The organism is Marinomonas sargassi, from assembly GCF_025716875.1.
In the GTDB taxonomy this organism is placed as follows: Bacteria; Pseudomonadota; Gammaproteobacteria; order Pseudomonadales; family Marinomonadaceae; genus Marinomonas; species Marinomonas sargassi.
Map to the genome: position 1 here is coordinate 1 of NZ_JAOVZB010000002.1, position 13,967 is coordinate 13,967.

Here is a 13,967-nt window from a genome sequence, read left to right on the forward strand (position 1 = left end):
GCGATAACATCTTCACCGTCCACTTCTACCGACCAGCTACCATTCTCATCTACTGTTGCTGTATAGGTTTGGCCATTGACTTCTACTTCAATGGTATTAGTTACACCTTCCTCAATCGTCACTGTACCGGTAATAGTAACGATGCCTTCAGACTCATCAGCATTAATAATTCCATCTTCAGCAAGGCTAATACCGTCAACCTCCGCAACAATTACTTCCGTGTCCACATCTATATCAGACACATCAATAGTTGTGGTTTCAGTTGCAGTATTCCCAGCTTCATCTGTCGATGTCACTGTCACTGTAATATCGGTACCAGATTCAATAGCAGCGATAACATCTTCACCGTCCACTTCTACCGACCAGCTACCATTCTCATCTACTGTTGCTGTATAGGTTTGGCCATTGACTTCTACTTCAATGGTATTAGTTACACCTTCCTCAATCGTCACTGTACCGGTAATAGTAACGATGCCTTCAGACTCATCAGCATTAATAATTCCATCTTCAGCAAGGCTAATACCGTCAACCTCCGCAACAATTACTTCCGTGTCCACATCTATATCAGACACATCAATAGTTGTGGTTTCAGTTGCAGTATTCCCAGCTTCATCTGTCGATGTCACTGTCACTGTAATATCGGTACCAGATTCAATAGCAGCGATAACATCTTCACCGTCCACTTCTACCGACCAGCTACCATTCTCATCTACTGTTGCTGTATATGTTTGACCATTAACTTCTACTTCAATAGTATTGGTAATACCTTCCTCTACTGTCACTGTGCCAGTAATAGTGACTGTATCGTTAGCTTCTGCTGAATTAATCGTGCCATCTTCAGCGATAGCACCTAAAGCGACAGCACCTGCCACCAGAGTAATATTCGAGTTACGTGAGCTACTAGTATTATTGCTAGTAGAGTCGCTGCTGCTTGACCTAGCAAGGTTAGTAACACTAAATTCAGCATCAGACTTACCTATACGATCACTCTCAAACCCAAAGTCTGGATTTGATATATTATTATCTCTCGAAACTGAAACAATTGAGTGAAGTGAGCCATCTAGGCCATCGCCTGCTGCAGGAGCATCTTGTATTGCAGTTGGATCTTCACCAGCTAAAACAGCAAGTTGTAAATCACTAAATTCATCTATTTCATCTTTAACTTCGTATAAATCTGCAGAACTAGAGAGATTTTCTAGAAGCTCTTCGGTTATTTCTACTGATGAAGACGCGGATAACTGAAATTCCAAACCACTCAAGAAAGTGATAACTACATTACTGTTACTTTGTGTAGAAACAATTTCGGCGTAATAAACAGGATCACCTTTTGTCACAAATCGTTCTTGTCCATCAATTGATAAGACGACAACTGAACCATTCAAGTCAGAAACTGAAGCTACTTTGGAACCTAAAGTGGAAAATGGTATTTGACTATCGCTCATGATGAAACATCCTAAATTTCTGAAATCTATGAAATTTAGGATAAGGGAAGGTTAGAACCCCAACCATAGTACCTTGGTACAGTTCTAAGTTGCTTTTTGTAATACATATCAAGGTATTACAATAATCCCTTACAAAAGCAAACAAAGCCATCAGATCAACATGGATTAAATAGCTTATGTAACAAAAATAAACACAATAGTAAGTTTAGATAGATGGGTAGAGTTCTAGCTGAATTGTCTGTTCTGAACTGTTCGTAATTTTAATCTCTTTTTGAAAGTTCACACCTTCAATTAACCTTTCGCTCCATAATAAAATATTGTCATCAATGGTTGCTGGAATAGTAACCATGCCCTTTTGATTTGTCTTAACAGTATAAGCATTATCAGCCACTAGAACGTAGCCAATCATGCTATCGTGAATATTACACCCGAGAACTACAACACCAGAGTTATCAAATAACACAGGCTCAACTTCTGTACCTTTAAAAAGCTTTAGTTCAAAAGCTTTTGGGATAGAAAAGCTGTATACATGATGACGATAATTATCTAGATTAGGGAAAGTGGCATATTGCCCCTTTTGAACAATTAATACTCTTGGTAAAAAATCGGACTTAATCTGCTCCATAACAGCAATATCTGCTGGGGTTTCAACATATTCACCTGGCACCATTATTACTGCATCAGAAACAGGCAAACCATCTTGATCTACAATAGTTAACGTCACTTCAGCCAAGACGCTAAAAGATAAAAAAAAGCATACAACAGAAAATAAATAGCGCATGACATATCCTCAAATTAAATCAGAAAGATTATATTAATAGCGTTTTAAACGCTAAAGCTGGAGACTTCTCCAAGCCATAATAAGTAACCAAATTTTAACATACCATATAATAGCTCAGTATATCGAAGCACCAAGGAAAGCAATATGCGAAAGCTTATAGAAGTCATTGACTACCAAGGTACAGAAAAAGTTCACAATCATGAACATACCCAGATCGTCATTCCTCTTTCTGGCAGCATCGTCCTAGAAGTTGAAAGCCATCAGCAATTAATATCCTCTGGACAGGCCTGCTTGATTTCTGTTCAGCAAAATCACACTCATTTAGCTGAGGTAAAAAATCATTGTTTGGTACTCAACTCTCTTCCTATATGGGATAAAAAAATAGAAAGTAAACACAAGTTCATCGACTTATCTGAGCAAGTCCAAGCTTATTTACCTTTTTTATCTTGCTTACAAGATGAACCAAGTCAAAGCATAAAAGCACGCCAAGCATTAAATATGTTGGAACACTTAATCCCTATACCACAAGAAAAAATTATTTTAGCGGATACACGCTTAGAGAAAGCAAAACACCTTATCGATACCGAGTTTCAAGAACACTGGAGCCTGGAGTCCCTAGCAAATGAAGTGCATTTAAGCTCTAGCCAATTAAGTGTGTTATTCAAACGATATTTCGCCATGACACCAAAACAGTATTTATTAGAACGTAGGTTAAAAGAAGTTCGCAGTTTATTATGCACTAGTAATAAGAGCTTAGATTTCATTGCGCAAAAAGTTGGACTTAACAATGCAAGCCAACTAGTAAAGCTATTTTCAAAAAACCAAAAGGTAACACCCGGTAAATATCGAAAAATGCATCTCAATTAACAGCCCTAATACCTAATTTTGACAATTTATTTCACTTATTTATGACAACATTTTGCTTTCGAAAACAGTTACTTTATTAAAAACACGCACCGTAATTAAATGAGATAAAAATGAACATAAACCGAAAACAAGCCACAGCAATTGGCTGCCTTGCCATTTTTTTGTGGAGTACTCTGGCCCTTTTCACGACACAAGCTAACTCAGTTCCACCAATGCTACTTTTAACAATCACCTTTTCCGTCGCTAGTGTCTTATTTTTAGGGGTTTACTTATTAAAAGGTGAAGTTAAATCATCTTGGAAAAAAACACCTTTAAAAACCGTTATGACCGGAGGCCTAAGTTTCTTTTTCTATCACTACCTTTATTTCTATGCCTTCCAAAATGCTCCGCCTGTGGAAGCTGGGCTGATAGCTTACCTCTGGCCGCTATTAATTGTATTAATGGTAGGTTTTACCAAAGGAAATCACCTCCTATGGACACATTTAATCGGAGCAACTATAGCCTTTATAGGTACAGGGATAATGCTTTACAGTAAAGAAGGTGCCACAGACGTTGGATACGAAGAAACTTTCCATTGGACTGGGTACGCTGCAGCATTCGCCTGTGCATTCATTTGGTCAGGATATTCAGTCTCAAATCGTAAACACCAAGATGTGCCTTCTAGCGCTGTACTTTGGTATTGCCTAATAACAGCCTTGTTAGCAGCTATTTTCTATATATTTACTGAGGCGCAGGAATCAAGCTTTTCAGTAAAATCGATTAATTTTGATACTTGGGTAGCTATTATCGGGTTGGGGCTAGGCCCTGTTGGTATAGCTTTTTTTTGCTGGGACTTAGGAGTTAAAAAAGGCAATTTATCTTTACTTGGGGTATTAGCTTATACAACCCCAGCCATATCTACGATTTGGCTAGCACTTTTTACTAGCCTTCAATTAAGTAAGGGCCAGTGGATTGCGTGTTCAATGATTACATTAGGCGCCTTATTTGCCAGCCTAGCGACCAGCAAGAAAGCACCCAAGGCATAGTGATAATAGAGAGGTTTTTATAGCTTACCTCTAGGGAAGGTACGAACAAGTCCACTGGCTTCAGCGTATGGATAAACCTTTATTATTCGAGGCAAGTTTCGCAGCCCAATATTGAACCTATTGGCAAGAAGCTTAACAAAGAATAAAAAGTGTTTAGACTACGCCCTTCGGGTCTTTCAGAGGAATGGTCTCTCTAGATTAATAGTGGTCAAAAGTAAGAGTGATTGAAAGGTATTAACATTCCTGCTCACTCTTGTCTTGATTGATCATTCCTCTGATAAGACTGAAGCTCAGAAGACTTATTCGCACCTTCCCTAGGTATACTCTGTAAGTATGCTTCCATAGCCGCCATTCCGTTTGGTTGATCGACTTTAACTCCTAGGTCTCTCATAGTGCTGCCAAACGCATGTAACGTTCTAAATAAATTATGCTCTCGACATTGCTCACCCATTTGACCTATGCGGACAATGGGCTGTCCAAATGAGCCAGCAATTTCAACACGATATACTTCCGAAATATGCCGGCAAATTTGCTTAGCATTTAAACCATCGGGGATATTAATGCCCACCACGGAGTTTAAACGCGCAGAAGGAGGAATAAACAGAGACAGACCCAAGCCTTCAATTCCCTCTTGCAAGGCTTTTGAACAACGTAAGTGCCGAGCAAAACGGCTTTCTAATGTTTCATCACAGACTAACTTCAAAGCTTCATGAAGAGCCATAATCCCTGATACTGGTGCCGTATAGTGATAGCCATCATTATGCCAAAAGTTTGCAGCCAATTGAGCATCAAAACACCACTGGGCTGTCGGTACGGTACGAGTCTTCACAGTGTTCCAGGCTTCATCAGAAAACGCTAACAAAGATACCCCAGGGATAGAGGATAAGCCTTTCTGCCCCCCTGTGATCACCACATCCACTTGCCATTCGTCCATTTTCAAAGGCATAGTACTCAAAGTACAAACTGCATCCACAACCACCAAACAACCATAACGCTTAGCCATTTTAGAGATTTCTTCTAGAGTGTGATTAAAAACCGTATTAGAAGTCTCCCCTTGCACTAGAGTGACAACTTTAGGCTGTACCTCTTTTATTACTTTTTCAACCCTATCAGGGTCAGCAGCCTGATGCGTATCGATATCCAGCTGATGAACCTCTGCACCAACTCTTGTTGCCATTTCTGACATTCGATGACTAAAAAAGCCATTATTAATACAAAGGATTTTTTCGTTAGGTTCAAGTAAATTTGAAACGGCCATTTCCATTGCGGCCGATGCAGGTCCCGCGACCCCCAAAACCCACTTGGACTCTGTTTGAAAAACATAACGAGCCATTGACTTAACTTGATCAATCACACTCGCCATTACATCACCCAGATGATTAATAACCATAGAATTGGCTCTCGCAACACGCTCAGGAATAGGTACAGGCCCTGCCCCCATCATAAGTAAAGGTTCGTGAGGAAGAATTTCATCTAACGTTTTTACAATGGGTCGAGGAATTCCTTGAGATGATGCAGAAGTCATTTAGTACAACCTTAATAAAGCGAGAGTCAGTAACGGTTCGATAAAAAGAAACATAATTTCGAAAATATCAGGATAAAATATCGAAAATTCAAAATTTACAAAATAATATATCGAGATATTACAATATACGCTTTAAAAATAAGATAGCCTGCAAGCAAAAGAGTACAATCGACCAGATTCACTTTTTTACACCAAATATCTGACTTGCTTCTTTTCACACAAGCAGTTGTTTTTACTCTGTGAGTAAAGATGAATTATGCGATAATGACCATACACCTCTTTTTAGGAAAGACTTTATGATTACTTGTGGTATCGAGATAAAAGGCAGTGAAGTCATTCTATGTCTTCTATCGAAGCAAGATGGCTTATTTCAAATCACAGATTGTCGTCAGATTCGACACACACTGACCAATTCAGATGACAGCGAAAACGTACGTAAATTTCACTTTTTACTAAAAAAATTATTTGAAGATTATAAGGTTGAAAGAGTCGTCATTCGAGAACGACCAACCAAGGGTAAGTTTGCAGGTGGCGCAGTCGGTTTTAAAATAGAGTCCGCAATACAGCTTATTGATACCGTACAAGTAGACCTATTTAATACCACTAGAATAAAAGAAGTATTAAAAAATAACCCTATGCCTATTCCATTCAAAGCAACTGGATTAAGAGCCTTCCAAGAAAATGCATTTACGGTTGCCTATGTTGCTCTTTCCGAGAGTAATGGTTAATGCCAACAATCATTTAAAAAGGACTGGATAAACCAGTCCTTTTTAAGCCAAAGAAATAATTTAACACCGCAACCAATTTAGTGCTCATCTACTCCCCACTTTATAACATCGAACCAATATCGCACCAAAACGAGGCAGGCTAAACTTTTTTGCTTCTTGCAAAAATCACCAAAAGCACTCCCCCTAATACACCTGCTGTCGCAATAAGAAGGTGTAAAGTTACGTTTTCCCCAGCGAAAACAACACCACCAATGGTCGCTATAATGGGTACCAGCAATTGCAAAACGGCTGCTAAAGATGTCGCTAAAGATGGCAAGACAGCATACCAAAGTGCGTAGCCTATTCCTGACATTATCGCACCTGACACTAACGCTAAGATCACGCCTTCATATTGCACATTACCTAAGCTATATGGCTGAAAAAAATGAATGACTATTAAGCTCACAGCTAAAACAGGGAGCGTACGAATAAAGTTAGATGCCGTTGCGAATAAAGGAGAAGAAGATACTTTCCCACGCCATGTATATATGCCCCAAGCTATCCCCGAGAATGTCATGAGAATAAAGCCAAATAATGATGGTGAGGATAAGGTTGGCAACACCAAGTAAACAAAGCCAATAAAAGCAATGACAAGGCCTAACAGTTCCTGACGCCCTAATTTCTGTCCCATTAATACAGCAAATAAAATCATAGTCAGCTGCACAGAGCCAAACAATATTAAAGCGCCAATTCCTGTTTCTAAAGTAACGTAAGCGTAAGAGAAACCTATTGCATAAACAAAAAGCGCGAGCGCAGATATCCAGTTCCCTTCATACCAAACCTGTAATATTTTAGGTTGAGTTTGAGGCGTTTTTTGTAACATACAAAGTAAGGCTAATGTTACAGCTCCGCTAACCAAACGTAGTAAAGTAAAATTCGCAGGATCTATTAAACCGCCATCTAAAGCTAACCGACAAAGTACAGAATTTGCAGCGAAAGCAAGTAGCGACAAAAAGACCAAAGTAATCACACGTAAAGAAACTGTCATAAATTTGTTGATGAATTCAGTTAACCTGAAACCCTACCTCATTTGAGTGAATGCATTTAGCATTTAAAAAATGCCAAATAATGTGGCACCAGATTTGCAGGACTTAAGGTAACACTGATGCGCAGTTTATGGTCAGACTAAATATGGAAACTTCATGACAAATCTTTTGGTATTTACAGATTTAGACGGAACACTACTAGATCATCATACATATAGCTTTGCTCCGGCCGAGCCGGCACTATCCTCTTTAAACAAACTCTCCGTCCCTTGTGTCATTAATACAAGTAAGACATTCCACGAGCTTATAGAACTCAGAAAAAAGCTAAATCACCAAGACCCTTTTATCGTTGAAAATGGCTCTGCCGTTTATATTCCCAAAAGCCTAAGCTTGGAGATCAACGAAGAACTTGAAGATCATGGTGACTATTGGTTAAAAGCTTTTGGTCCTAAACGGGAGACTCTAGTCCATTTGAGTGACGTCTATCGCAGCCAATTCCAATTCACACGCTTTAACGATATGTCGTACCAAGACTTAATGCTAGTCACTGGGCTGGATGAAGCAACCGCTAAGTTAGCTCTCATGCGTGAGTTCACTGAGCCAATGCTATGGAAAGACACTGATTCAGCTCTAGACCAACTTAGGAATGAGCTTTCCCCACACGACATTCAGATACAAAAAGGTGGGCGCTTTTCTCACTTAATGGGAAAAAACTGTGACAAAGCCAATGCCATGCTCTGGCTAAAATCGGTTTATGAACAGTCAGGAGATATAACAACCATAGCACTGGGTGACGGCGAAAATGACCTAGGTATGTTAAGTAAAGCTGACATTCCTGTTGTTATTCGGTCACCGTCTCATACACCACCTGTTGTTCCCGAGAGAAAGGACGCATGGCTAACAGATGATTATGGGCCTGCAGGCTGGACTCAAGCAATAAATAAAGCATTAGTTCAACTAAAACTGATTTAACAAAGATTTTTAATTTTTAAAGCAACAAGAATAAAAACATATACCAATTTATTAGGAGAATACCAATGGGTGACTTTCATCAAAATGGCATAATCACAACGCTTCACAATCTGGCACAAAGGCCACTAGAAGAGATGGAGAAAGAGTTGTGTGAGTTTGCTAAAACACGACCTATGTCTCTTATTCTTCCTTGTCTGTATTCTGAATTAGAAACAGATGCTATGCCCAACATCATCAAACACCTGAAAGAAGTCCCATACATTTCTGAGATCATCATTGGTCTTGATAGAGCAACAGAAGAACAATATAAGCACGCACTGGAGTTTTTCAGTGTTTTGCCACAGAACTATAAAGTCTTGTGGAATGATGGCCCTCGTTTACGTGCGATTGATAAGGTACTAAAAGAAGAGCGCCTCTCTCCTTCTGACCCAGGTAAAGGTCGAAACGTATGGTTCTGTATGGGCTATAACCTTGCCGCAGGCAAAGCAGAATCTATTGCCATGCATGACTGTGACATTGTGACCTATGATAGAGAACTTTTAGCACGCCTCATTTACCCTGTTGCCAACCCCAATTTTAGCTACGAGTTCTGTAAAGGCTTCTACGCCAGAGCAGCCAATGGCAAGATGAATGGCCGAGTTAGTCGATTACTCGTCACGCCATTACTTCAGTCATTGAAAAAAGTATTTGGTCATCTAGACTACTTAGACTACCTCGACAGCTATCGCTACCCTCTCGCGGGCGAGTTCTCTTTCCGCCGAGATGTGATGACAGATTTACGTATCCCTAGTGATTGGGGATTAGAGATTGGTGTACTTAGTGAGATGTACCGTAACTACTCAACCAATCAAATTTGTCAGGTTGATATTGCCGATATTTATGACCACAAACACCAAGACCTTTCTAAAGATAATGATGACGGTGGTCTATCGAAGATGTCTATCGATATCACTAAAGCAATATTTAGAAAGCTTGCGACAAATGGTACGGTACTTAACCAAGAAACCTTCCGTACAGTGAAAGCTACCTACTACCGAGTAGCGTTAGACTTTATAGAAACTTATCGTAACGATGCTGAAATCAACGGTTTAAAACTGGATACCCATTCAGAAGAACAGGCCGTTGAACTATTCGCAAGCAACATTATGAAAGCGGGTAATCAATTCCTAGAAAAACCGATGGAAACTCCTTTCATCCCAAGTTGGAAGCGTGTCACCAGCGCATTCCCAGATGTAATGTCTCAATTAGCTGAAGCCGTTGAGCTGGACATGGCGGAATTTGGCAAGAAGTAAAGATACTTTATAGACAGCCCTATTCTTGTGTATATTTTATAGTAACTAGGCAGGTAAACATGGAAAACGCTTCTCTTTCGTTCTTAGAACAAAGACTCATTGCTCATTTGCAAGTAATCTATCCAAATTTAGACACCATTAATCTTGCCCAGAGATGTTTAGCTGCCTTCCATTTGGACCCAAAAACGGAGTCTCCTCCGCCAAACAGCAATATCTGGGATCAGTCAGACATTATGCTGATCACCTACGCTGACTCTTTGCGAGACCAAGATGAAGCTCCGCTAGAGACGCTTCATAAGTTCGTTAAAAGCAAATTATCTGAAAGCATTTCAGCTGTGCATTTACTGCCATTCTTCCCGTACAGTTCGGATGATGGCTTTAGTGTGATGGACTACACCACGGTTAATCCGTCTTGCGGTAATTGGGATCATGTTTCCAACCTTGCGCAAGACTTTAAAGTAATGGGGGATTTAGTTATCAACCATTGCTCAAGTCGAAGCCTGTGGTTTGAAAATTACAAAGCAGGCGTTCATCCTGGGGCTAACTTTTTCTATGAAGCAGACCCTAATTCCGACTTGAGTGCTGTTGTACGCCCGCGAACCTCTCCTCTATTACGCGAAGTACAAACAGCAAATGGTGAAAAACATGTTTGGTGTACTTTTAGCCACGATCAGGTAGACCTCAACTTCGAACAACCGGAAGTGCTGCTGGAAATACTCGGCATCATCAGACTTTACCTTGAAAAAGGCATTCGCTGGTTCCGCTTGGATGCGGTTGCCTTTTTGTGGAAAGTGCCAGGTACAAGCTCTATTAACTTGCCACAAACACACGAAATTATTCGTTTGTTACGTCTGATGATTGAACATTATGCACCGGATTCTGTGATTATCACGGAAACCAACATCCCGAACCAAGAAAACCTTACTTATTTCGGTAACGGTAACGAAGCACACCTCATCTACAATTTCTCATTGCCGCCTCTGTTGATCAACAGCTTGGTAACGGGTAATAGTAGCCACTTAAAACAATGGCTGATGAGCATGCCACCAGCGCAACAAGGTACAACCTATCTTAACTTTGTGGCCTCCCATGACGGTATTGGTTTACGCCCTACTGAAGGACTACTTTCAGAGTGGGAATTAGAAACTTTAATCAATACCATGAAGCGTTTTGGGGGCAAAATCAGCTCTCGAACAACATTGGAAGGTGTTGCGAAACCTTACGAAATTAACATTAGTCTATGGAATGCCATGGCGGGTACCGCTCACCAAGGGCCAGACCAATGGCAATTTGCTCGCTTCTTTAGTGCGGCGGGGGTCATGATGGCACTGGAAGGTGTACCAGCAATCTACATCCATAGTTTATTCGGTACAGAAAATGATTTAGAACGTGTTGATAACACAGGACACTACCGTTCTATTAACCGACATATCTGGGAGATGGATGAGCTTAATCACGAACTAGAAAGTCCGACACATCATAAGAAAGTGTTTGAGAGTATTTCGAAGTTAGCAAAAATTCGTCGAGCTCAGCCGGCATTCCATCCAAATGCGACACAATATACTCTGCATATGGGTGAACATTTATTTGCTTTCTGGCGCCAGAGCTTGGATAGAAAACAAAGTTTATTCGCTATCTATAACATGACAGACCAACCTCAAGACTTTAACCTCTTCGAGCTTAATCTCATTGCGACAGATGAATGGGTGGATCTCATTAGCGACACAGTATATGAAGACCACTTGAGCAAAGCGGTATTAATGCCTTACCAATTTGTTTGGTTAACCAATCGAAGCGGAGCAAACCGTTAAAACTTTCTTTTGATATTAAAAAACGCGACCTCTAAGTCGCGTTTTTTTATGCTATTTGCAAAGTACCAATCAAATAGCTCAATGCCCGACTGTCTTTGAAAATATATTCATTACCACCACACCTGCAATAATTAATGACATTCCAATACAAGCGGCTAAGTCGAGCTTCTCATTCGCAAACAAGTACCCAAATATAGAAACCAATACTATGCCAAGCCCTGCCCAGATAGCGTATGCCACACCTGTTGGGATCGTCCGCATCACCACACTTAATAGGTAAAAAGAGATGACGTAGCCTACAACAGATAGCACACTTGGGCCTAACTTTGTAAATGAATCCGACGCTTTAAGTGCCGTGGTGGCGATCACTTCCGACAATATCGCTAGCAATAACAGGGCATAGGCCACTTTACTCTCCTTAACTTAAGTTCTCATCAAGCTCTTCGGCTAAAAAGCCACCTGTTTGGTGGGCCCATAAAGCCGAATAAATACCTGCTTGCTGGATGAGTTCCTCATGACTGCCTACTTCAACTATTTGCCCTTTATCCAATACAATTAAACGGTCCATCGCCGCAATCGTAGATAACCTATGGGCAATCGCAATAACCGTTTTGCCTTCCATCAGCTTATAGAGGCTATCTTGAATCGCAGCTTCCACTTCAGAGTCTAATGCAGAAGTTGCTTCATCGAGAATTAATAACGGAGCATCTTTAAGCAAGACCCTAGCAATCGCGATACGCTGTCGCTGCCCGCCTGATAGCTTAATACCTCGCTCGCCGACCATAGCATCATAGCCAACATTGCCAAATGGATCAGTTAAGGTTTGAATAAACTCATGCGCCTCAGCCTTCTTCGCCGCAGCAATCATTTCTTCTTCTGTAGCATCTGGACGACCATAAAGTAGGTTCTCGCGCACGGTACGATGTAGTAAGGAAGTATCTTGCGTCACCATACCTATTTGCGAGCGGAGGGAATCCTGCTGAACAGCGCTTATATCTTGCCCGTCTATAGAGATCTTCCCCGATTCCACATCATGGAAACGCATTAGCAAATTCACTATGGTTGATTTACCTGCACCAGATCGTCCCACTAAGCCTACTTTTTCACCCGCTTGGATGGATAAGACTAGGTTTTCAATCACCTTGCTATCTTGTTTGCCGTAGTGAAAGTTCACAGCATCATAATGAATGCTGCCGTTCGTCACTGTTAGCGCTTTGGCATTCGCTTTATCTTGAATCTCAATAGGTTGTGATAGGGTTTTCATACCATCATTAACCATACCTATATTTTCAAACAGCGCACTGATCTCCCACATAATCCATTGGGACATACCGTTCAAACGCAAGGCAAGACTAACCGCTATAGCAATCGCGCCAACACTCACCACGCTGTCCGTCCACAACCAAATAGACAAAGCCGCAATAACAAAAGCCAGAACATAGTTACAGGTTTGCACTCCCACACTCAAAAACGTCACCAGACGCATTTGTGTGTAAACAGTTTTAAGAAAACCATCCATGCCTTCTTTAGCGTATTCGGTTTCGCGTTGATGATGAGAAAAAAGCTTTACCGTTGAGATATTGCTATAACTATCAACGACTCGACCTGTCATGGTGGAACGCGCATCAGCCTGCTCTGCCGAAACCTTCTTCAGTTTTGGCACGAAATAAAGCTGCAAACCAATATAACAGGCTAACCATCCCAACATAGGGAGCATTAATCGGTAATCTGCATTTGCAATCAGCACCAACATTGAAATGAAATACACGGCGATATACATCAGCACATCGAGCAATTTCATAACAGTTTCTCTAAGTGCCAAGGACGTTTGCATGACTTTAGTAGAAATACGCCCAGCGAACTCATCTTGGAAGAAAGACATGCTTTGACGCAGAATATAATGATGTGAAAGCCAGCGAACTCTCATTGGGTAATTACCCAGCAGAGTCTGATGAATAATCGCAGAATGTATAAAGGTTAATGCAGGCATAGCCACCAGCACCATTAAAGACATCATTACAAGGTGCCAGCCCTCATCTGCAAAAAAGGTATCTGGGTCTTTATTAACGAGCCAATCCACCAGCTGCCCCATAAAGCTAAACAGAGTCACCTCTAAAATAGCCAACAAGGCAGTGGATAAAGACATAAAGAAAAGAGGAACCTCGACTCCTTTTGAAAAGTGGCGACAAAAGGCAAACAAGGTTTTAGGTGTTTGAGTTACCTCGACCTCAGGAAAAGCAGAAATCCACTTTTCAAAAAAACGTAACATAATCTTCCTTAGCAAGCGCTGTTTTGAGCTATTTGAAATAAACTAACGCGTCAAAATAAAAATAGAATGAATAACAAAGCAAAATTGAAACACGTTATAAAATTTAACACCAGACAATATGGTGCAACTTACTATTTCCTTTTTGATTACTTGCCCTAGGGTTTCATACTGTTTACTCGATTCAGCCAACCTTCCTTAAATACATAAAATAGGAAGTGAGATATAATTTC

General features: G+C 40.6%; 12 protein-coding genes. 6 read left to right on the forward strand and 6 right to left on the reverse strand.

Features of this window, described 5'->3' with window-relative positions:
- Both OFY17_RS04485 and OFY17_RS04490 read right to left on the reverse strand, forming a co-directional pair.
- On the reverse strand, positions 1–1,442 hold a 1,442-nt coding region (locus OFY17_RS04485; RefSeq protein WP_263529525.1), incomplete at its 3' end, for a retention module-containing protein.
- A 205-nt stretch (positions 1,443–1,647) separates the two neighbouring features.
- The gene (locus OFY17_RS04490; RefSeq protein ID WP_263529526.1) at positions 1,648–2,223 is read right to left on the reverse strand and encodes a cupredoxin domain-containing protein; all 576 of its coding nucleotides are present in this window, start codon (positions 2,221–2,223) and stop codon (positions 1,648–1,650) included.
- A gap of 144 nt (positions 2,224–2,367) precedes the next feature.
- On the opposite strand from OFY17_RS04490, the gene OFY17_RS04495 reads away from it, so the two are divergent.
- A complete protein-coding gene (locus OFY17_RS04495) occupies positions 2,368–3,090 on the forward strand; it encodes an AraC family transcriptional regulator (RefSeq protein WP_263529527.1) in 723 nt (240 codons plus the stop codon).
- A 110-nt stretch (positions 3,091–3,200) separates the two neighbouring features.
- Positions 3,201–4,115 carry an aromatic amino acid exporter YddG gene (yddG, locus tag OFY17_RS04500; RefSeq protein WP_263529528.1) on the forward strand — a complete coding sequence of 305 codons (915 nt, stop codon included), beginning with the start codon at positions 3,201–3,203 and terminating at the stop codon, positions 4,113–4,115.
- Positions 4,116–4,362: 247 nt separating this feature from the next.
- On the opposite strand, the gene OFY17_RS04505 is transcribed toward yddG, so the two are convergent.
- A complete protein-coding gene (locus tag OFY17_RS04505) occupies positions 4,363–5,640 on the reverse strand; it encodes a pyridoxal-phosphate-dependent aminotransferase family protein (protein ID WP_263529529.1) in 1,278 nt (425 codons plus the stop codon).
- A gap of 296 nt (positions 5,641–5,936) precedes the next feature.
- Between OFY17_RS04505 and OFY17_RS04510 the strand changes: the two genes are divergently transcribed.
- Entirely contained in the window at positions 5,937–6,368 is a 432-nt protein-coding gene (locus OFY17_RS04510) for a DUF3010 family protein (RefSeq protein ID WP_263529530.1), read from the forward strand.
- A 139-nt stretch (positions 6,369–6,507) separates the two neighbouring features.
- Here OFY17_RS04510 and OFY17_RS04515 read toward each other — a convergent pair whose 3' ends face one another.
- Positions 6,508–7,395 (reverse strand): DMT family transporter, encoded by an 888-nt coding sequence (locus OFY17_RS04515; protein ID WP_263529531.1) that lies wholly within the window; start codon positions 7,393–7,395, stop codon positions 6,508–6,510.
- A gap of 154 nt (positions 7,396–7,549) precedes the next feature.
- On the opposite strand from OFY17_RS04515, the gene OFY17_RS04520 reads away from it, so the two are divergent.
- The 3 genes from OFY17_RS04520 (at position 7,550) to OFY17_RS04530 (ending at position 11,468) form a co-directional block, all read left to right on the forward strand.
- A complete protein-coding gene (locus OFY17_RS04520; RefSeq protein WP_263529532.1) occupies positions 7,550–8,365 on the forward strand; it encodes an HAD-IIB family hydrolase in 816 nt (271 codons plus the stop codon).
- A 65-nt stretch (positions 8,366–8,430) separates the two neighbouring features.
- Positions 8,431–9,657 (forward strand): glycosyltransferase family protein, encoded by a 1,227-nt coding sequence (locus OFY17_RS04525; RefSeq protein WP_263529533.1) that lies wholly within the window; start codon positions 8,431–8,433, stop codon positions 9,655–9,657.
- Positions 9,658–9,716: 59 nt separating this feature from the next.
- Positions 9,717–11,468: a sugar phosphorylase gene (locus OFY17_RS04530; protein ID WP_263529534.1), complete on the forward strand. Its 1,752-nt coding sequence runs from the start codon at positions 9,717–9,719 to the stop codon at positions 11,466–11,468.
- A gap of 78 nt (positions 11,469–11,546) precedes the next feature.
- On the opposite strand, the gene OFY17_RS04535 is transcribed toward OFY17_RS04530, so the two are convergent.
- Positions 11,547–11,876 (reverse strand): DMT family transporter, encoded by a 330-nt coding sequence (locus OFY17_RS04535; protein WP_263529535.1) that lies wholly within the window; start codon positions 11,874–11,876, stop codon positions 11,547–11,549.
- 10 nt (positions 11,877–11,886) lie between these two features.
- Complete coding sequence (locus OFY17_RS04540) at positions 11,887–13,737, reverse strand: ABC transporter ATP-binding protein (protein WP_263529536.1); 1,851 nt, start codon at positions 13,735–13,737, stop codon at positions 11,887–11,889.
- Between the last annotated feature and the right edge of the window lie 230 nt (positions 13,738–13,967).